Source organism: Accumulibacter sp., assembly GCF_023806565.1.
In the GTDB taxonomy this organism is placed as follows: domain Bacteria; phylum Pseudomonadota; class Gammaproteobacteria; order Burkholderiales; family Rhodocyclaceae; genus Accumulibacter.
The window spans coordinates 24,609-45,035 of sequence record NZ_JAMTDV010000117.1; the positions used below are offsets into that span (position 1 = coordinate 24,609).

Consider the following 20,427-nt stretch of genomic DNA (forward strand, 5'->3'; position numbering starts at 1 on the left):
GCCGGAGTATAGCGCAAGCATCGGAGCGTCATCGTAACAGTACATGATCGCCCCTCCCGCCAACTGCTGGCGATTTCGCCGCGTTGGCGCGGCACGCAGACAGGCGGGTGGCGAGCGGAGTGCGGGTGGCGATACGACGGAATCCCGAATGTCGCCACCGCCTCGGCCGCTTCACAGGCAGCCGTCAGGTGACGTCGGCTAGCCAGGCATCCTTCGGCAGGTCGGGCACGCCGGGCGTGATCACGAATTGCGTCACGGCATGCGGATTCATCAGGCCGACACCGCGCTGCGTCAGCCGATAGTCGAGCAGCGGACGTTCGAAGAGGCTGGTCAGGTTCATCACGCGTTCGGCAAGGACCGGCTTGCGGACGCCGTCGACACGGGTGACAAGCTTGTGGCCGCCGGTGAAGCGAAATTCGACGCGGACGGTAAACCGCTCGCCTTCGAACCTGCCCACGAAAGGTTCGGTGCACTGCCCGGGGGGCAGCGCCGTCAGTGTCAGGTTGGTCGGCTTCGGCAGGTACCCGTCGAGTTCGATGTCCGTCGCCAGCTCCAGGCAGGCGATCGACGTCGCCGCGAAAACTTCGGTCCGGCCTGCCGATCCGATGATCAATGGCTTTCCGGAAAAGAGCCTGCCACCGTTCCTGAGGCTTTCGCAGACTTGCGCGACAGCGGCCGGGTCGCTGAGCAGAAAACGCCGTGTCCGGGGGGCCGTGGTGATGACCGTGAGCTCGATCGACATGGGGAAACTCCGCAAATGGTTCAAGCTCTGGGTGGCGTCAGACTGCCTGCCGGTGCTGGCTCACTCGCTGCCGCGATTCCTGCCCTGCACCCACAGCACGTCTCCCGTTCCGCCCGCCTGGTTCAACGCACGGCCCAGGACAAACAGGAGATCGGAAAGGCGATTCAGGTACTTGCGTGCGAAGTCGGAAACCGCTTCGCTGTTCGCCAGGTGCACCATGCAGCGCTCGGCACGGCGACAAACGGTACGTGCCAGATGGGCGAGGGCTGCAGCACGGGTGCCCCCGGGCAGAATGAAATCCTTGAGTGGACTGAGGTCGGCGTTGAACCGCTCGACCAAATCCTCGATCCGTCCGACTTGCGCCGCGCTGATCACGTCCATTCCCGGAATGCAGAGTTCGCCCCCGAGGTCGAACAGGTCATGCTGGACGCCGATCATCGCGTGCCGGATGTCTTCGGGCATTTCCTCGGTCAGCAACAGACCGATCGTCGAGTTGAGTTCGTCGACCTGCCCAATCATTTCGATCCGCAGGCTGTCCTTGGCTACCCGGGTACCGTCGCCCAGCCCGGTGGTGCCGGCGTCGCCGGTGCGTGTAACGATTTTTGAGAGACGATTGCCCACGTTCGATTCCCTGGTCGAGGAAGTAAATGCGATTATAGCCGAAGCGATGCGGCTACCCGGCCATCCCCCGTTCGATTCCCCGTTCGATGCTCCGGTGGGGGCAGCTGTGTCCGCGATCCTTCGTCCAGGCAGTCGGGCGCGCGGAGTGCCGAGAAGAGGTTCGCCCTACCAGAACTTCCACCACCACTTTTTCTTCTTCATCGTTTTTTCGACGTCCTTCGACCAGTTGGCGTAGGGCGCCAGGCCCGCCTTGCGGAAGTGCGCGCCAAAACGTTTGTCGCTATCGTTGATGTGCTGGACCAGCCAGTTTCGCAGGAAGTGCAGCAACTCGAAGCTGATCGCCACGTTTTCCGTGTCGACCTTGTGCTGGAGGGCTTCGACCTGGTGCATGAGGTCCTGGTGTTGCTGCTTGTGAATTTCGAGGCCCGGGTAGTGGGTCAGGCGCATCAGACTCTCTTCGAGCAGGAAGTGGGTGCGCGTATATTCCGCGAGACGGCCGAGAATTTCGCGTGAGGTTGCCCTGCCGTGATGTTCGCGAATTGCCTTGTGCAACTGGTTGAGCAGGCCCACCAGCACTTTGTGCTGCTCGTCGATTTCCTGGATGCCGACGCTGAACTCGTCGGACCACTCGATCAAATCCGTTGCACTCATCAGCTTTCCCCCGGGAGCCGCTGGCCTCGATCAGTCGAGCGTACACTGCCTGTCGCGCAGCTTCTTGACCTCGATCAAGAACCGGCGAATCGGCGAACCTTCGGAGATCGGACGCCGCCGTGGATCGCGGTTGATCTCCCCATGCGACCGAGTTTCGGGGTCAGGTGCTGCGAAAGGCGTTGCAGAAGCGCAGTTCTTCTGCGTAGGGGAAGAAATCCTCGACGTGACCGGCGCGGATTCGTTCCTGCGTGGTCTGCCAGAACTTCACGTCGAGCAGCGCCCGGTGATATTTCAGGAATGCAGAGCGTACCTTGGGCGAGCCGAGCAGGAAGCTGGCGAACTCCTCGGGGAAAACGTCGAGCCGCCCGACCGAGTACCAGGGCTCACCCGACATCTCCATCTCCGGGTACGGTGCTTCGGGAATGACGCGGAAGTGGATGTCGGTCATGTATTCGATTTCGTCGTAGTCGTAGAAGACGACGCGGTTGTAGCGGGTGACGCCGAAGTTTTTCCAGAGCATGTCGCCAGGAAAGATATTGGCGATGGCCAGTTCCTTGATCGCGTTGCCGTATTCGAGCACGGCGTGATCGATCTGTTCCGGCGTCGCCGTGTCGAGATAGATATTGAGTGGTGTCAGGCGACGTTCGATGTAGAGATGCTTGATCACCAGGTCTTCGCCTTCTTCCTCGAGCAGGGATGGCGCCAGCTTGTGCAGGGCTTCGAGGAGTTCGGCCGAGAAACGTTTCTTCGGCAATGCCACCTGCGAAAACTCGAGCGTATCGGCCATGCGACCGACCCGATCCACCTGTTTCACCAGGAGGTATTTGCGCTTGACGGTCGCCCGATCCATTTCCTTCGAGGAACCGAAGACGTCCTTGATGAGTTTGAAGACGTAGGGATACGACGGCAGCGTGAACACCAGCATGACCAGGCCGGCAATGCCCGGAGCGATGATGAACTGGTCCTCGGAATGGCGCAGGTGCTGCTTCAGATCCCGGAAGAAGAGTGTCTTGCCCTGCTTGCCGAGACCCAGCATGGTGTAGAGCTCCGAACGTGGCTTGTTCGGCATGATGCTGCGCAGAAAATCGACGTAGCCCGACGGAACCTCCATGTCGACCATGAAATACGCTCGCGACAGCGAGAACAAGACGCTGATCAGCCAGCGGTCGAGCAGGATGGTGTCGAGTACCAGCTTGCCTTCCGGCGTGTGCAGGACGGCGACTGCGAAGGGAACCTCGGCGTGGCCGTTGATCGCCTTGCCAAAGATGTAGGCACCCTTGTTGCGGTAGAAAGCCGAGTGCAGTACCTGAATCTGCGCGTTGGCTTCCGCTGGCGGCCACGTGCCGAGGCGTTTCAGCGCGGTACGCAGGACGTAGTCCACGTCGCGGTCGAGGTCCTCGAATGGACGTTGCCAGTCGAAGTCGACGACGATCTGCCGGATCGTATTGCGCAGTCCGCGCTGCTCCGGGTAATAGCTCCGATAGGTTGGCGGGTAGGACTGGATGTACTCGGTCGACACGGCCGGACGGGCGAAGATGTAGTCGTTGTTGAAATAGGTCCGGTGGAGAATCTTCGAACACACCGAGTTGAAAAACGTCTCGGCGAGTTCGGGCTGCTTGTGGTTGATCAGTTGCCCGATATACAGCAGCTTGAGCTGCTGCCAGCTGGCATCGTCGAGCGAGGCGGCGCCGAAATTGGCGCACAACAGTTCGGCGGTTTCGCTGACCCGGTCGTCGTAGGAACGGATGCGTTCGCGAACGGCGTCATGGACGCCTTTCCAGTCGGCAGCCTCGAACAGCAGCTTGGCCTGCTGGCCATAGCGACGAATCAGACGGTAGTGCCGGTTGAAACCATCGATCATTGCCTCGGCGATGCGTTGGGTGAACGGATCGGCAACGGTTGATATGTCCATGGGAGAGTCTGTCAGTCGGAGTCGGCCCGATTGTAGCATCGCGCGTGCTGCGTCGCACCAAGCGGCGGATGGCCCCGGCTGAATGGCGGTAGCCTATGCGCGGGGGCGGTCGCGAGTGGATGGATATATTCTGGCAAAGCGTCTGCTTTTACGCGATAATCGCCGTTGGTGCCGCAGGTGAATTTGCTTCAGACATATCCCGCGTGCCCACCACGTACGCAGCATCGTCCGATCTGCGGGTCCTGAGCCGCTGCAGCGACCTGCCCAGCACCGCTGCTGGCGCCCGCGCATTGGCTACCGGCAAACCACACTATATGGAGTTGGCATGAGCGCAAGTCTGATCAAAGTCCCCCAGGGCGGCCAGAAAATCATTCCGGGCGAGACGGTCCCGGACAACCCGATCATTCCGTTCATCGAAGGCGACGGCATTGGCATCGACATTACGCCCGTCATGATCAAGGTTGTCGACGCGGCCGTTGCCAAGGCCTACGGTGGAGCCAGGAAGATTTTCTGGATGGAAGTGTATGCTGGTGAAAAATCGACCCAGATGTACGGTTCCGACGTGTGGCTGTCGACCGAGACGCTGGACGCGCTCAAGGAATATTCGGTTTCGATCAAGGGCCCGATGACCACTCCGGTCGGCGGCGGCATCCGTTCGTTGAACGTGGCGCTGCGCCAGGAACTCGACCTGTACCAATGCGTCCGCCCGATCCAGTACTTCCGCGGCGTTCCCTCGCCGCTCAAGGATCCGGCGAAGACCAATATGGTGATCTTCCGCGAGAACACCGAAGACATCTACGCAGGCATCGAATGGGAAGCGGGGTCCGACGGTTGCAACAAGGTGATCAAGTTCCTGCAGGAAGAAATGGGGGTCAAGAAGATTCGCTTCCCGGGCACTTCCGGCATCGGCATCAAGCCGATTTCGAAGGAGGGTACCGAGCGCCTCGTGCGTGCCGCGATCAAGTACGCCATCGCCAACAAACGGCGATCGGTGACCATCGTGCACAAGGGCAACATCATGAAGTTCACCGAGGGCGCGTTCCGCGACTGGTCCTACGGGTTGGCGAAGAGGGAGTTCGGCGGCGTCGAGATCGACGGTGGGCCGTGGCTGAAGCTGCCGAACGGGATCGTCATCAAGGATTCGATCGCCGACGCGTTCCTGCAGCAGATTCTGCTCCGTCCGGCCGAATACGACGTGATCTGTACGACCAATCTGAACGGCGATTACATTTCGGACGCGCTCGCCGCACAGGTCGGTGGCATCGGCATCGCCCCGGGAGCCAACATCTCGGATCTCTACGCCTGTTTCGAGGCAACGCATGGCACGGCGCCCAAATACGCCGGTCTCGACAAGGTCAACCCGGGCTCGCTGATTCTGTCTGCAGAAATGATGCTGCGCCATCTCGGCTGGATCGAAGCCGCCGACCTGATCATCGCCTCGATGGAAGCGGCGATCGGCGACAAGGTCGTCACCTATGACTTCGCTCGCCTGATGGAAGGGGCGACCGAGGTTTCCTGCTCCGCATTCGGCGACGCGATGATCGCGCGCATGTAGGCTGCTGCATCTGCGTTGACGACGAGGCCCCCGCAAGGGGGCCTCGTCGTTCAGCGAAGCAGGACGGTCGCCGGCCCACACGGACAGTGGGTACGGGCTTGTGCGGGTCGTCACGGAATCGGCAATCATTGCGCGTGCACCGGCGCTTGCGCCATTGGCGTACCGGGCGGCGCGTCAGGAAGGATCGTCATCGGCATGAGCAAGTCGTCCAAACCGCTGAGCGGACTGACGGTCATCGAATTCGGCAGCCTGATCGCCGGCCCGTTCGCGGCGCGCATCCTTGCCGAGTTCGGTGCCGAGGTGATCAAGATCGAGTCGCCCGACGGTGGCGACCCCCTGCGCAAATGGCGCAAGGTCTATGAAGGCACGTCGCTGTGGTGGTACGTGCAATCGCGCAACAAGAAGTCGGTGACGGTGAATCTCAAGCACCCGGCCGGGCGCGAGATCGTCCATAAACTCGTCGCCGAGGCCGACATCCTGGTCGAGAATTTTCGTCCCGGCGTGCTCGAAAAGCTTGGGCTTGGCTGGGAAGCGCTGTCGGCGATCAATCCTGGTTTGGTGATGTTGCGTCTCTCGGGTTTCGGCCAGAGCGGCCCGATGGCGCAGCAACCCGGTTTCGGCGCGATCGGCGAGTCGATGGGCGGCTTGCGCTACGTGACCGGCTTTCCGGATCGCCCGCCGGTCAAGACGGGAATTTCGATCGGCGATTCGATTGCCGCGCTGTGGGGGGTGATCGGCGCACTGATGGCGCTGCGTCACCGGGAACGCAACGGCGGCACCGGGCAGGTGGTCGATGTCGCCCTGTACGAGGCGGTATTCGCGATGATGGAATCGTTGGTTCCCGAGTTCGACGTTTTCGGTTTCGTGCGCGAGCGTACCGGCAACATCATGCCGGGAATCACGCCGTCGAACACGCACACTACCAGGGACGGCAAGCACGTGGCGATCGGTGCCAATGGCGACGCGATCTTCCGGCGCCTGATGCTGGCGCTGGGCCGCGAAGATTTGGCCGACGACCCCCAACTGGCCGATAACGCCGGTCGCGATGCGCGCCGGAGCGAACTGTACGCGGCCATCGAGGCCTGGACGAGGGTGCACGACGAAGCCGAAGTGCTCGCTGTTCTCACCGCCGCCGAGGTTCCGGCATCGCGCATCTACTCGGTCGCCGACATGTTCGCCGACCCGCAGTATCTGGCCAGACAGATGCTCGAATCCGCAACCTTGCCCGACGGCCGGCAGTTCCGGATTCCGGGCATCGTTCCCAAATTGTCCGAGACGCCGGGCAGTACCGAATGGCTGGGACCGAAACTTGGGGAGCACACCGACGAGACGCTGCAGCGACTCGGCTACTCGGCGGCCGAGATCAGCGCCCTGCGCGACGCCGGCAGTGTTTGAATCCCTTTTCCGCAGCGCATGAGGAGCAGTGCAAGGATGAATCCGGTCTTCGAAGCTGCCGAGCCGTCACGGGCGGAAATCGACTCCCTGTCGGCGGCGACGCTGATCGAATTCGGCGCGCCATGGTGCGGCTACTGCCTGGCGGCTCAGCCCTTGCTGGAGTCTGTCCTCGCCGATTTTCCCGAAGTGCGGCACATCAGGATCGAGGACGGACCCGGACGTCGCCTCGGGCGTTCCTTCCGCGTCAAACTTTGGCCCACGCTGATTTTCTTCTCGGCTGGACAGGAGCTGGAGCGTCTCGTTCGGCCGACGAGCGCGGACGAAATCCGTCTCGCGCTTCGCCGGCTTCCCCGCGAGACTTGATTGCCGGGCGTATATCGCCGTGCGAGCGGCACGCCCGGCGACGGCAAAAAGACCATTCTCCTATCAAGGTTGCGCAATAAGGGCAGGTCGGTGCAGACTGCATGGCCCGTGCGCTGCGTGGACGGGATCCGTGGCAATCAATAAAAACGTCGGCAAGCGGTTGTTCTGACATCGTGCTGCCAGACATCTCTGAGCAATGAGGGGACATTAGCATGGATTTTGTGATCGTTCTGGCAGCCTTGTGCTTCCTGATGTTCGTCGCTTATCGCGGCTACAGTGTGATTCTGTTTGCGCCGGTCGCGGCGCTCGGGGCAGTGTTGTTTACCGACCCGGGCATGGTGGCGCCGATGTTTACCGGTCTGTTCATGGACAAGATGGTCGGATTCGTAAAGAACTACTTTCCGGTCTTCCTGCTCGGTGCGGTATTCGGCAAGGTCATCGAACTCTCCGGATTCTCCAAGTCGATCGTCGCTTCGGTGATCAATCTGCTCGGCGCCAAGCGGGCGATGCTGGCGATCGTCGTGGTCTGCAGCATCCTCACCTATGGTGGCGTTTCGCTGTTCGTCGTGGTTTTCGCCGTCTATCCCTTTGCGGCCGAAATGTTCCGCGCCAGCGGCATTCCCAAGCGCCTGATTCCGGGAACCATCGCGCTCGGCGCCTTCACTTTCACCATGGACTCGCTGCCCGGGACCCCGCAAATCCAGAACATCATCCCGACAACCTTCTTCAAGACGACGACCTGGGCGGCACCCTGGCTCGGCGTGATCGGCGGCGTGTTCATCCTGATTTGCGGCATGGGCTATCTCGAATGGATGCGGCGCAAGGCGCTGGCGGCGAACGAAGGCTACGGCACCAATCTGGTCAATGAGCCGGCCGCCTTCGAGCACGAGAAACTGGCGAATCCGTGGATCGCGATTCTGCCGCTGGTGATGGTCGGAGTGATGAACAAGGTGTTCACACAGCTCATTCCGGATCTCTACGGCAAGGAGGTGTCCTTCATTCCGGCGGTGATCGGCACAGTCAAGCCGGTGGTGCAGAGTGTCTCGAGTATCGCCGCCATCTGGGCCGTGGAAGGGGCCTTGCTCGTCGGAATCCTGACCGTCTTCGTCTTCGCCGGCAAGACGGTGATCAGCAAGTTTGCCGAAGGATCGAAGGCGGCCGTCGCCGGAGCCTTGCTGGCATCGATCAACACCGCGTCCGAATATGGCTTCGGCGCCGTGATCGCTGCGCTGCCGGGTTTCCTGTTCATTGCCAATGCCCTGGGTGCGATTCCGAATCCGCTGATCAACGAAGCGATCACCGTGACTTCGCTGGCCGGCATCACCGGTTCGGCTTCGGGCGGCATGAGCATTGCTCTGGCCGCGATGGCGGAAACCTTCATCGCCAACGCGCAAGCCGCCGGCATTCCGCTCGAGGTCTTCCACCGGGTTGCGTCGATGGCATCCGGCGGTATGGACACCTTGCCGCACAACGGCGCGGTGATCACCTTGCTGGCGGTGACCGGGTTGACGCACAAGCAATCGTACAAGGACATTTTTGCGATCACCTGCATCAAGACTGCCGCAGTGTTCGTGGTGATCGCCGTCTACTACGCCACTGGCATCGTCTGAGGCGACAGGAAAAAGCAAGCACGGAGGAGACGAGTCATGTCATTTGCCAGTCATCCGATTACCCCTTTGCTGCGCGCTTCGGATACCGGAAAAGTGGTTTCCGCGCGCGAGGCCGTGCGACTGATTCAGGACGGCGATACCGTGGCGACCGGCGGCTTCGTCGGGATCGGTTTCGCGGAGAACATCGCGATCGCTTTGGAGGAGCTTTTTCTCGAAAGGGAGCGTGAGGATCCACAGGGACTCGGTCACCCGCGCGACCTGACGCTCGTCTATGCGGCAGGACAGGGCGATGGCAAGAGTCGCGGACTCAACCACCTTGGCCACGACGGTCTGGTCCGCCGGGTCATCGGCGGCCACTGGGGGTTGGTTCCGACGCTGCAGCAATTGGCAGTGGCCAACCGAATCCAGGCCTACAACCTGCCGCAAGGAGTCATCGCCCACCTGTTTCGCGATATTGCCGCGGCCAAACCCGGTACGATTACCCGGGTCGGATTGGGCACCTTTGTCGATCCCCGCTTCGGCGGCGGCAAGCTCAACGCCATGACCACCGAGGATATGGTGCGCGTGATGGCAATCGACGGAGAAGAGTACCTGTTCTACAAGGCTTTCCCGATCAATGTAGGCATCATCCGCGGCAGCACGGCCGATGCGGATGGCAATGTGACGATGGAGAGGGAGGCGCTGACGCTGGAAGCGCAGGCCATCGCGATGGCGGCGAGGAACTCCGGTGGCATAGTCATCGTTCAGGTCGAGCGGCTCGCCGAACGTGGGACGCTCAATCCACGCCAGGTGAAGGTGCCCGGGGTTCTCGTCGATTGTGTGGTGGTGGCAGAAAAGCCGGAATACCACATGCAGACCTTTGGCGAGCAGTACAGTGCGGCGTACGCCGGCGAGATCAGGGCGCCGATGTCGGCGATACCGTCGATGCCGATGAGCGAACGAAAGATCATCGTACGCCGCGCGGCGCTCGAGCTGAGGGCGAACGCAGTGGTCAATCTCGGCATCGGCATGCCGGAAGGTGTGGCCAGCATCACTGCCGAAGAAAAAATTTCCGACCTGATGACGATGACTGCCGAACCCGGCGTAATCGGCGGCATCCCCGCCGGTGGTCTGAGCTTCGGCGCGGCAATAAATGCGCAGGCGATCATCGATCAGCCAAGCCAGTTCGACTTTTACGATGGCGGTGGCCTCGACCTCGCCTTCCTCGGCTTGGCGCAGGCCGACAGGCAGGGCAACCTGAATGTCTCGAAGTTTGGTCCTCGCCTGGCCGGCGCCGGCGGTTTCATCAACATTTCACAGAATGCCAAGAAGGTGGTCTTTGTCGGCACGTTTACGGCTGGCAATCTGGTCATTGCCCTGAACGACGGCAAACTGCGCATCGTCGAGGATGGCCATGCGAGAAAATTCGTCGACGAGGTCGAGCATCGGACGTTCAGCGGCCCGGAAGCGCAGAGGCGGGGCAAGACCGTGCTCTACATCACCGAACGCTGTGTCTTCCGCTTGTGTGCCGAAGGGCTCGAGTTGATCGAGATCGCTCCGGGTGTCGATCTGCAGAAGGACATTCTCGACAAGATGGATTTCGTCCCGGTCATGCATTCCCCACCGGTGCTGATGGACAGCCGCATCTTCCGGGAGGAGCCGATGAAGCTGCGCGCCGAGATGCTGGAAATTCCGCTGGCCGATCGCTTGTGGTACGACCCGGCAAAAAAAATCCTCTTCCTCAACTTCGAAGGGCTCAGCATCCGAAGCCAGGGCGACATCGAGCGGGTTCGCCAGGCGGTCGTCACCAAACTCGATCCGATCGGGCACCGGGTCGACGCGATCGTCAATTACGACCGTTTTTCGATCCTGCCGGAACTGGTCGACGACTACATCGAAATGGTCAAGGCGCTGATGGAGTCCCGCTATCGAAACGTCACGCGCTTCACCTCCAATACCTTCCTGCGTGCCAAGCTGGGAGAGGCGCTGGAGAAGCGGAAGATCGCTCCGCGCAGTTTCGAAACGGAGGCCGAGGCCGAAGCCAATCTGCAGAGGGAGTGACGCGTTCCCCTGCCCGGAAAGCGGCGCCGAACGCTTTCCGTAGACTGCCGTGAAAGTTGCCCAGGCGATCTTCACGGCAATTCCTTGACTGGCTGTGATGCAAAGACTTCTCGCCCTTTTCGGTCCGCTGCCGTTCCTAGTCCTGGCCATCGTCGCCGCCGGCATTTCCCTCGGCGCCGCTGTCTGGTTGTACTGCGAGGTGTTCTCGCCGCCACTCGCCGCGCTCTCGCCCGCCTGGCGCTATCCGCTGACCGGACTGGCGCTGGCAGGAAGCTACTTCGCCTACGGCCTGACTCTGCTGTTGGTCGCACCGCTGTTGAACGGTCTGCTCGGCGGGCGGCTGCAGCCGTATCGCGGGTCGGCCGTTTCCCTCACCGCGCTGCGCTGGTACGTCCATTGCACCTTGACTCTGCTGGTTCGCTATTCCTTTCTCGAGTTCGTGACACCGTCTCCGTTTGCCCAGCTCTACTACCGGCTGATGGGAATGAAGATCGGGCGCAACGTGACCATCAATTCGACCGCCATTGCCGACCCGTCGCTGATCGAGCTGGCCGATGGTGTGACCATCGGCGGCACGGCCAGCGTCATGGCGCATTATGCGCAGGGCGGGTACCTGGTCATTGCGCCGGTCCGCCTGGGTGCCGGCGCGACCATCGGTTTGCGGGCGATCGTCATGGGCGGCGTCGAGGTGGGAGCCGGGGCCAAGGTGCTGGCGGGCTCCTTCGTCCTGCCCAACACCCGAATTCCCTCTGGCGAAACCTGGGCCGGAATCCCTGCCCGGCGGGTGGAACTCGATCGCGACGACGCCGGCAAGTCGAGCACTGCGACCGAACGATGATCGATCTGCCTTCCCTGACAACCATCGCCTGGCGGCTGCTGGTCATCGCCGCCGCGTTGCTGGCCTGGTTTGGCAGCCAGCGCCTGATTGGCGCACGCCAGCTTGACGGCAGCGGCATCTATGATCACCTGCACCGGCTCTCTGCCGGCGCCAACGGCTGGTTGCACGAACATCCGCGGGCCGCCAGGGCGGCACTGATCCTGAGCTCGTTGGCAGTCGATGCGGTGACCCTGTTCGTCCTTGTTTACGCAATATTCGGGCAGAGCTTCCGGCCGTTCTGGGGACTCTGCAGCCTGTTCGTCCTGCGTCAGCTCTGCCAGGCGCTGGTCGCCCTGCCACCACCCCCGGGGATCATCTGGCGTGATCCAGGTTTTCCGTCGCTCTTTGTCACCTATGCCGTTGGCAATGATTTCTTTTTTTCTGGTCACACTGCCCTGGCCGTCTATGGCGGGATTCAGCTCGCCACGCTCGGCATGCCGGTGCTGACGGTGTTCGCGGTGTTGCTCGCGGCACTGCAGATGCTTCTGGTGATCGTCCTGCGCGCACACTGGACGCTCGACGTGCTGGCCGGGTTCTTTGCAGCAATGCTGGTCGGCACTCTGGTCTGGCCGGGATAGTGGGCACCGGGTGGCAGCAGCTTTGATGGTGCCTGCTCAATACGACAGTCTTCGCTTGCGCCGGAACAATTTCGACCTGTTGCGCCTGTTGCTGGCGGGAACGGTCTGTCTGGTGCACTCGTACGATCTTTCCGGTATTCAGCAGCTCGCATGGCTGGCACGCCTGTTGTCACCGGCGGTGGCGGTGAAGGCGTTTTTCGTGGTCAGCGGTTTTCTCATCTTCATGAGCTTCGAAAGATCGTCTTCGCTTGCAGCCTACGCGGCCAAGCGGGTGCGGCGAATCTACCCGGCGTATTTCACGGTGGTTGTGCTCTGTGCCTTCGGACTTGCTGCCGTGAGCACGAAGAGCCTCGCTGACTACTTTTCGATGGCGTTCGGCAGGTACCTTGTTGCCAATCTGGTCTTCCTGAATTTTCTGCAGCCATCTCTGCCCGGCGTCTTCGAGACCAACGCCTTGTCTGCGGTGAACGGCGCGCTATGGACGCTCAAGATCGAGGTGATGTTCTACCTGGCGGTGCCGCTGTTCGTGCTGCTCTTCCGGCGATTTTCGCGCTTGCCGGTATTGCTGGTGGTCTATTGCCTGTCGGTGGCGTACGCTGTGCTGCTGACCGCTGTCGCCCGGCGCACCGGTTCCGCGCTCTATCTGGAACTCGCTCGCCAATTGCCCGGGCAGCTTTCGTATTTCATGGCTGGCGCCTTCTTCTATTATTTCCTGCCCTTGTTCGAGCGGCGGACTGCGAGCTTTGTCATGGCCGCGGCATTGATTCTTGTCGTCGACACGATTTACCCCTTGCCGTTTCTCGAACCCATGGCTTTGGCCGCGGTGGTGGTGCTTTTCGCCCTCTTCTTCTATGTTGGCAACTTTGCGAAGTACGGCGACTTCTCGTACGGTGTCTACATCATTCATTTCCCGGTGATACAGCTTCTCGTGCAGGCCGGATACTGCCGGGAAAGTCCGGGACTCTTTCTGACAACGGTGATTCTGCTGACGGTTCTTGGCGCGGTCGCGATGTGGCACCTGGTCGAAAAGCGCTTCCTGTTCCGCAACAGCCACTATCTTGCCGGCACGTCGTCTTCGTGACTGGAGCACGTCTGGTGAGTGAGTGGTACAGCCGGACCGGGAAACTTGTCGGAAAGGTTGCCGCGCGTTGCCCGAGGACGCCGAAAAAAACCCCGCTGTCGCGGGGTCTTCCTGCCTCGACACAGTACGCCAGCGACTCAGTACACTTCCGGAATGAAGGTCTGGTCGGAAAGCGGCGGACGCACGTAGCCACCCTCTTCCTGACGCGGCGGCAGCACCATCGGCTGTGGTGTCAGGTCCTCGTAGTCGATCATGTTCAGCAAGTGGGTGATCACGTTCAACCTGGCGCGCTTCTTGTCATCCCCATCGACCACATACCAGGGCGCCTGCTTGATGTCGGTGTGGGCGAACATGGCATCCTTGGCCTTGGAATACTCGACCCAGCGCGCCCGTGATTCGAGATCCATCGGGCTGAGTTTCCAGTGCTTGGACGGAGTGAAGATGCGCTCCTGGAAGCGGCGCTCCTGTTCTTCGTTGCTGACCGAAAACCAGTACTTGATCAGGATGATGCCGCTGCGCACCAGCATTCGCTCGAACTCCGGGCAGGAGCGCAGAAATTCGCGGTATTCGTCTTCGGTACAGAAGCCCATCACCCGCTCGACACCAGCGCGGTTGTACCAGCTGCGGTCGAACAGGACCATTTCGCCGCCGGCGGGAAGGTGCTGCACGTAGCGCTGGAAATACCACTCCGTTTTCTCGCGGTCGGTCGGTGCCGGCAGAGCGGCCACGCGCGTGACGCGCGGACTGAGGCTCTCGGTGATGCGTTTGATCGTGCCGCCCTTGCCCGCCGCGTCGCGCCCTTCGAAGAGGACGACCACTTTCAGTTTCTTGAACTTGATCCACTCCTGCAGCTTGACGAGTTCGATCTGCAGCTTTGCCAGGATCTTCTCGTAGTCCTGGGTCTTGAGCTTCGGTTTGCGAATGGGGTGTGCGGTCTCATTGACGTTGACTTTGGCTGGGGCCGCATCGGCTGGCTTTTCGGCCTTCGCCACGGCGGGTTTGCCCTTTGCCGGTTTCTGCTCCCTGGACTTTTCGGCCTTCGTATCCCCCTTGCCGCTGGCCTTGGTCGACGTACTGGCGGCGGTCTTGCCGGTGGCGGGCGGCGCGGTACCTTCTTCGGTCACGTTCTTGGCTGGATCGTCTGCCGACACGACTGCCTCTTGTACGGGTTTTTCATCACTCATTGGTGCCTCCTTTGCGTGGCTGAACACTGGTAGGGGCTGCAAGCGTCTCCGCGCGGGATTTCGGACCGCATCGCACGCGCTGCGGAAGGCAGGGAGTCGGAGCCGCCCCGTGCGGCGGACTGATCCACGAGAGCTCGAATCCTTGGCATGGTTCTCCTCCTCATTGCGCATTGCTTCCCCGGGCCGGCAATTATCGTCCTTTTTTCTGCAGAAATGAATTAAATGGTGCACGAAACGTGCAAATGGGCCGGGCCCCGTGACGAATCGTCCAGGGAAAGCGAAAGCCAGACCACGATAAGGCGGCCAGAAACCAATGCCGAATGAATGCGCGCGGGCAGTTCGCGCAGGGAGCTTGTGAACGAATCCGTGGCTCACTCGCTTCCCCAGGGCTGGCCTTCCTCCGCCGGCCAGTTTCGGCGGTGTGCAGGAGACCGCGAAACCCTGCTTTCGCCCTTGCCCAGCGTTTCGATTGGGGTCGTTGGCGCCAAGACCGGAAGCAAGCACCGCCTGCTTCCTCGGCGCGCTCGAAGCGGGAGGCCGGCTTGCGCCGAACTCCTCAACAGTCCTCAGCCAAGTTTGGCGAAGGCTTCGACCACTTCCGGTGGCGCTTGTACCAATTCGATCAGCACACCTTCGCCGGCAATCGGGAATTCAGCGCTGGCCTTCGGGTGGAGGAAGGTGATGTCGAAACCGGCAGCGCCCTTGCGGATGCCGCCGGGGGCGAAGCGAACGCCGTTCGCCCCTAGCCACTCGACCGCTTTCGGGAGGTCATCGATCCATAGGCCGACATGATTGAGTGGCGTGGCGTGCACCGCCGGCTTCTTGTCGGGATCGACCGGCTGCATCAGGTCGACTTCCACCTTGAACGGGCCCTTGCCCATGGCGACGATGTCTTCGTCGACGTTTTCGCGTTCGCTGACGAAATTGCCGGTAATTTCGAGACCGAGCATGTCGACCCAGAGTTGGCGCAGCTTGAGCTTGTCGGGGCCGCCGATGGCGATTTGCTGGATACCAAGGACTTTGAAGGGACGCGTGGTCATGGCTGGTTCTTTCTCATAGCAGGATCGGGAAGGGCTGTTCTGGTTGCGCAATCTCAGTCGCGCACAGAACGACGTATGGCAGCAGCGGCAGCAATCTCGCCGCTGCGCGAAAATGCTTCGACGTTGGCTTCGATAGTATCAGGGTCGTAGAGATAATTCACCATCAGCGCGTAGGACTGCTGTTGGCCACGTGCCGACGTGTCTGCCAGATAGTTCAGGCGCTCGATGCGTGCCCCGTTGCCCAGATGAAAGCGCGCGACCGGGTCGTAGGGTCGTCCGCCCTTGCCGGTGGTCAGCAGGTAACGGGCTGCCAGTCGTGTCAGGCCGTGCTGCAGCGCGCGCGCCAGCCGTGCGTCGGTGCTCCAGTTGCCGTCCGCGAGCAGCTTCGGGAGTTCGCCTGCGTCCGTGAGCAGCGGCGCTTCCGCTGGCAGATGACGTCTGATGCGTTCGAGGTCGGCATCGCCGAAGGCCTGCTGCCAGGCCGCGGGATTCTTTTCGGCCCAGCGGCGGAAGGTGGGCAGCGGAGAAAGCGTGGCAAAGTTGACCAGCCGAGGGTGGTCGCGCTTCAGGTCGTCGACCACACGCTTGAGCAGGAAGTTGCCGAAAGACACTCCCCGCAAACCGACCTGTGTATTGGAAATCGAGTAGAAAATCGCGGTGCTCGCCCGCTGTGCATCAAACACCGGCGCGTGTTCGTCGAGCAGCGACTGCACATTGTCGGCGAGATGATCGATCAGCGCGACTTCGACAAAGATCAACGGCTCCATCGGCATGCGCGGATGGAAGAAGGCGTAGCAACGGCGGTCCGAGTCGAGACGGTTCTTCAGATCACTCCACGAACGGATCTCATGCACCGCTTCATACTTGATCAGCTTTTCGAGCAGCGCTGCCGGCGAACTCCAGTTGATCGTTCGCAACTCCAGGAAACCGACGTCGAACCATGCTCCCAGGCGAGATTCGAGTTCGCGGTCGAGCGAAAGCAGCGCGGCATCTCGTTCGACATGGCGTAGCAGGTCGGCACGCAGGTCCACCAGAAACTTGACCCCCTGCGGCAAGGTGTTGAATTGCGTCAGAATGCGCAGGCGATCCGAGCGCAGGGCGCGGCGCAGCGCCGATTCGGCCGCCCACTGCCCGTCGCTGCCGATGGCGTCCTGATAATCGGCATGTGCCTTGGCCACGACCTCCGGGTCCGGGCCGAACTCGGTGGCGATCAGGCGCAGAAAGCCGGCGCGCCCTTCATCGTTCAGACGCAGATACGTCTCTGCCAGACGGCCGGCGCGCAACCTTGCCGACACTTCGCCACCGGCGCCGCTGGCACACTCCCGGAGCAGCCCGCGGACGCGTACCGCCAGCCGTGGATCAAAGTTGCGCTGTCCTCTGCCCTCGGCGAGCAGCGTGCGCACCCGGCGCAATCCCCGCACGACGATGCCTTCAGCCATTGGTTCCTCCTCCGTTCCGCGACCGGCGACGCGTTGAATCAACTGTGTCGGCGATAGGCGGAGACGAGCAAAACGATTCCGAAGAGAGCCATCGGCAGCGACAACCACTGCCCCATGCTCACACTATATGAAAAGCCGAAAATGCCTGTGTCCGGCGAGCGAAAATACTCCGCGAACCAGCGCAGCGCTCCGTAGCCGATGAGGAAGGCTCCGGAAACGGCACCACGGGGTCGCTCGCTGTCCGAATACAGCCACAGCACGACGAACAGCGTCAGACCCTCGAGCGCCGCCTGATAGAGCTGCGAGGGGTGGCGCGGCAAACCATCCACCCAAGGGAAGACCATTGCCCAGGGCAGTGCGGGATCGGCGACGCGCCCCCACAACTCGCCGTTGATGAAGTTGCCGACGCGTCCCGCGGCCAGGCCCAGGGGTACCAGCGGTGCGATGAAATCGGTGATTTCGATCCAGGTCCGGCCGGCTTTCCTGGCGTACAGCCACATCGCGAGCAGCACGCCGAGGAGGCCACCGTGAAACGACATGCCTCCCCGCCAGACGGCGAGAACCTGCAGCGGGTGATCGAGGTAATAGTCCGGCTCATAGAACAGCACCTGCCCGAGGCGGCCACCGACGACCACCCCGATCACTCCGTAGAAAAGCAGGTCGTCGAGTTGTCGCAGCGTCCAGCCTGCGCGCGCAAGCTGCGGCTGCGTCGCGATGCGCCGCCGGCCCAGCCACCAGAACTGCAGAAAGGCGACCAAGTACATCAGTCCATACCAGTGCACGCTGAGCGGGCCGAGCCTGAGCGCGACAGGGTCGAACTGCGGATGGATCAACACGGAACCAACACTCCGGGGGCTTTCGGATAGAATTGGCATTATATCTCGCCACCCTCCGGCGTGTTCCCAATTGGAGATCGGCAATGCCCAGCTATCGTTCCCGCACCTCGACCCACGGTCGCAACATGGCCGGCGCGCGCGCCCTCTGGCGTGCTACGGGCATGCAGGATGGCGACTTCGGCAAGCCGATCGTTGCCGTCGTCAATTCCTTCACCCAGTTCGTTCCCGGGCATGTGCATCTTCAGGATCTGGGGCAACTGGTGGCGCGCGAGATCGAGGCGGCGGGCGGGGTCGCCAAGGAATTCAACACCATCGCCATCGACGACGGGATCGCCATGGGGCATGATGGCATGCTCTATTCGCTGCCTTCGCGCGACCTGATTGCCGACTCGGTCGAGTACATGGTCAACGCGCACTGCGCCGACGCAATGGTCTGCATATCCAATTGCGACAAGATCACGCCCGGCATGCTGATGGCGGCGATGCGCGTGAACATCCCGACGATCTTCGTCTCCGGTGGTCCGATGGAAGCCGGCAAGGTGACGTGGAGCGGCAAGGTGATCGCCGTGGATCTCGTCGATGCAATGGTCAAGGGTGGTGACAGCAGTTGTTCCGACGAGGAGGTCGACCGCTTCGAGCGATCGGCATGCCCGACCTGCGGTTCGTGTTCCGGGATGTTTACTGCCAACTCGATGAACTGCCTGACCGAGGCGCTGGGTTTTTCCCTGCCGGGAAATGGCAGCCTGCTCGCCACCCATGCCGATCGGCGTGACCTGTTTCTCGAGGCTGGCCGACGCATCGTCGATCTCTGTCGTCGTTATTACGAACAGGATGACAACTCGGTGCTGCCGCGCGCGATCGGCAGCCGCGCCGCCTTCGAGAACGCGATGACGCTCGATGTGGCGATGGGCGGCTCGACCAATACCGTTCTGCACATCCTGGCGGCAGCGCAGGAGGGCGGCGTGGATTTCACGATGGACGACATCGACCGCATTTCGCGCAGGGTTCCCTGTCTGGCCAAGGTGGCACCGGCGACACCGGATTACCACATGGAGGACGTGCATCGGGCCGGCGGTATTTTTGCCATTCTCGGCGAACTCGATCGCGCCGCCCTGCTGCATCGTGAGGTGCCCACCGTGCATGCGAGAACGCTCGGCGAGGCGATCGATCGTTGGGACGTGATCCGTACTTCGGACCCGCAGGTGTTGGACTTCTACCGCGCGGCGCCAGGCGGCGTTCCGACGCAGACAGCTTTTTCGCAGAGCCGGCGCTATCCGGATCTCGACCTGGATCGTGTGGGCGGCTGCGTTCGCGAGCGGGCGAATGCCTACTCGCAGGACGGCGGTCTTGCCGTTCTCTACGGCAATATCGCCAGCGACGGCTGCATCGTGAAGACCGCCGGAGTCGACGAGAGCATCTGGGTGTTTGCCGGCAAGGCGCGGGTTTTCGAAAGCCAGGACGACGCGGTGCAGGCAATTCTCGGTGATCAGGTGGCAGCGGGCGAAGTGGTCGTCATTCGTTACGAAGGCCCGAAAGGTGGGCCGGGCATGCAGGAAATGCTCTATCCCACGTCCTACCTGAAGTCCAAGGGTCTGGGCAAGCTCTGTGCACTGCTCACCGATGGACGTTTTTCCGGCGGCACTTCCGGGCTGTCGATCGGGCACGTTTCACCCGAAGCCGCCGAAGGCGGCGCGATCGGTCTGGTGCAGGAGGGAGATCGGATCGAAATCGACATTCCCGCACGTCGTATCCACCTGGCCGTTCCCGATGCCGAACTGGCCCGACGCCGGACGGCCATGGACGCCGCCGCTGGTGCCTGGCAACCGGCGACACGGCGTCGGCGGGTCGTTTCCCAGGCACTCCAGGCGTATGCGCTGATGGCTACGTCGGCGGCGACCGGTGCGGTGCGTGACCTCAGGCAGGTGCGGAGGAAGTGATCACCGTCGGCCAGGATCGATCGTTGCCGCGCGCAGCATGCCCCGTGCGCCCGCAGGTGACCGGGGCGGGGTCAACGATCGATGCGGGCGATGCGTTATGCTGGTGCGTTTCAGGATTCCGGCCAAGCGGGCGAAGAGGCTTTGCAAGCCGGCCAAACTGAAATACTATCGGAATGTTGTAACCCCTCATCTGAACGGAGTGTAAGAGCATGAAAGCGATCTACGTGAGTCTGCTGGCTGCTGCCGGCGTGATGTCCGCCGGTGCCGTCCAGGCGCAGGATGCGGAAGCACTGGCCAAGTCGAAGAACTGTTTCGCGTGCCATTCCATCGACAAGAAGGTCGTTGGTCCCGCTTACAAGGATGTCGCGAAGAAATACACGGCGAAGGACGAGCCGATGTTGGCGGCGAAGGTCATCAAGGGCGGCAAGGGCTCCTGGGGCGAGGTGCCGATGCCGCCGAATCCCTCGGTCACGCCTGAGGAGGCGAATAAACTCGTGAAATGGATCCTCAGCCTGAAGTAATCGCTGAATTGCACAGAAAAAAACCGGCCAAGTGCCGGTTTTTCC

At 61.8% G+C, this 20,427-nt stretch carries 18 protein-coding genes; 10 read left to right on the top strand and 8 right to left on the bottom strand.

Annotated features, from left to right (window positions below):
• Positions 1–184 precede the first annotated feature (184 nt).
• The 4 genes from NFV80_RS13235 to aceK form a co-directional block, all read right to left on the bottom strand.
• Entirely contained in the window at positions 185–742 is a 558-nt protein-coding gene (locus NFV80_RS13235; protein WP_295331003.1) for a hypothetical protein, read from the bottom strand.
• Between the two features lie 60 nt (positions 743–802).
• On the bottom strand, positions 803–1,363 hold the full coding sequence (locus NFV80_RS13240) for a cob(I)yrinic acid a,c-diamide adenosyltransferase (protein WP_295331005.1): 561 nt from the start codon (positions 1,361–1,363) through the stop codon (positions 803–805).
• 165 nt (positions 1,364–1,528) lie between these two features.
• A complete protein-coding gene (locus NFV80_RS13245; RefSeq protein ID WP_295331007.1) occupies positions 1,529–2,014 on the bottom strand; it encodes a bacteriohemerythrin in 486 nt (161 codons plus the stop codon).
• Between the two features lie 160 nt (positions 2,015–2,174).
• The gene (gene aceK / locus NFV80_RS13250; protein WP_295331009.1) at positions 2,175–3,926 is read right to left on the bottom strand and encodes a bifunctional isocitrate dehydrogenase kinase/phosphatase; all 1,752 of its coding nucleotides are present in this window, start codon (positions 3,924–3,926) and stop codon (positions 2,175–2,177) included.
• A gap of 325 nt (positions 3,927–4,251) precedes the next feature.
• Between aceK and icd the strand changes: the two genes are divergently transcribed.
• The 8 genes from icd (at position 4,252) to NFV80_RS13290 (ending at position 13,425) form a co-directional block, all read left to right on the top strand.
• Positions 4,252–5,481, top strand: coding sequence for an NADP-dependent isocitrate dehydrogenase (gene icd / locus NFV80_RS13255; RefSeq protein WP_295331011.1), 1,230 nt, complete (start codon positions 4,252–4,254; stop codon positions 5,479–5,481).
• A 195-nt stretch (positions 5,482–5,676) separates the two neighbouring features.
• On the top strand, positions 5,677–6,876 hold the full coding sequence (locus NFV80_RS13260) for a CaiB/BaiF CoA-transferase family protein (RefSeq protein WP_295331014.1): 1,200 nt from the start codon (positions 5,677–5,679) through the stop codon (positions 6,874–6,876).
• Positions 6,877–6,912: 36 nt separating this feature from the next.
• Positions 6,913–7,239 carry a thioredoxin family protein gene (locus NFV80_RS13265; protein ID WP_295331017.1) on the top strand — a complete coding sequence of 109 codons (327 nt, stop codon included), beginning with the start codon at positions 6,913–6,915 and terminating at the stop codon, positions 7,237–7,239.
• A gap of 212 nt (positions 7,240–7,451) precedes the next feature.
• Positions 7,452–8,849, top strand: coding sequence for a GntP family permease (locus NFV80_RS13270; protein ID WP_295331020.1), 1,398 nt, complete (start codon positions 7,452–7,454; stop codon positions 8,847–8,849).
• Between the two features lie 36 nt (positions 8,850–8,885).
• A complete protein-coding gene (locus NFV80_RS13275) occupies positions 8,886–10,889 on the top strand; it encodes an acyl CoA:acetate/3-ketoacid CoA transferase (protein ID WP_295331023.1) in 2,004 nt (667 codons plus the stop codon).
• A 97-nt stretch (positions 10,890–10,986) separates the two neighbouring features.
• Positions 10,987–11,727 (top strand): hypothetical protein, encoded by a 741-nt coding sequence (locus NFV80_RS13280; protein WP_295331025.1) that lies wholly within the window; start codon positions 10,987–10,989, stop codon positions 11,725–11,727.
• Positions 11,724–12,344, top strand: a complete 621-nt coding sequence (locus NFV80_RS13285; protein WP_295331027.1) for a phosphatase PAP2-related protein — start codon at positions 11,724–11,726, stop codon at positions 12,342–12,344. The genes NFV80_RS13280 and NFV80_RS13285 overlap by 4 nt, the downstream gene beginning before the upstream one ends.
• A gap of 25 nt (positions 12,345–12,369) precedes the next feature.
• Positions 12,370–13,425, top strand: coding sequence for an acyltransferase (locus NFV80_RS13290; RefSeq protein WP_295331029.1), 1,056 nt, complete (start codon positions 12,370–12,372; stop codon positions 13,423–13,425).
• A 137-nt stretch (positions 13,426–13,562) separates the two neighbouring features.
• On the opposite strand, the gene ppk2 is transcribed toward NFV80_RS13290, so the two are convergent.
• The 4 genes from ppk2 to lgt all read right to left on the bottom strand — a co-directional run bounded on the left by ppk2 (position 13,563) and on the right by lgt (position 17,924).
• Positions 13,563–14,348, bottom strand: a complete 786-nt coding sequence (gene ppk2 / locus NFV80_RS13295) for a polyphosphate kinase 2 (protein WP_295331085.1) — start codon at positions 14,346–14,348, stop codon at positions 13,563–13,565.
• Positions 14,349–15,175: 827 nt separating this feature from the next.
• A complete protein-coding gene (locus tag NFV80_RS13300; RefSeq protein WP_295331031.1) occupies positions 15,176–15,649 on the bottom strand; it encodes a VOC family protein in 474 nt (157 codons plus the stop codon).
• A gap of 53 nt (positions 15,650–15,702) precedes the next feature.
• Positions 15,703–17,088, bottom strand: a complete 1,386-nt coding sequence (locus NFV80_RS13305; protein WP_295331033.1) for a malonyl-CoA decarboxylase — start codon at positions 17,086–17,088, stop codon at positions 15,703–15,705.
• Between the two features lie 38 nt (positions 17,089–17,126).
• Positions 17,127–17,924 (bottom strand): prolipoprotein diacylglyceryl transferase, encoded by a 798-nt coding sequence (gene lgt, locus NFV80_RS13310; protein ID WP_296758967.1) that lies wholly within the window; start codon positions 17,922–17,924, stop codon positions 17,127–17,129.
• Between the two features lie 83 nt (positions 17,925–18,007).
• Here lgt and ilvD point away from each other — a divergent pair, with 83 nt between their 5' ends.
• Positions 18,008–19,861 (top strand): dihydroxy-acid dehydratase, encoded by a 1,854-nt coding sequence (ilvD, locus tag NFV80_RS13315; protein ID WP_295331037.1) that lies wholly within the window; start codon positions 18,008–18,010, stop codon positions 19,859–19,861.
• Between the two features lie 209 nt (positions 19,862–20,070).
• Entirely contained in the window at positions 20,071–20,382 is a 312-nt protein-coding gene (locus NFV80_RS13320) for a c-type cytochrome (RefSeq protein WP_295331040.1), read from the top strand.
• Positions 20,383–20,427: the final 45 nt, after the last annotated feature.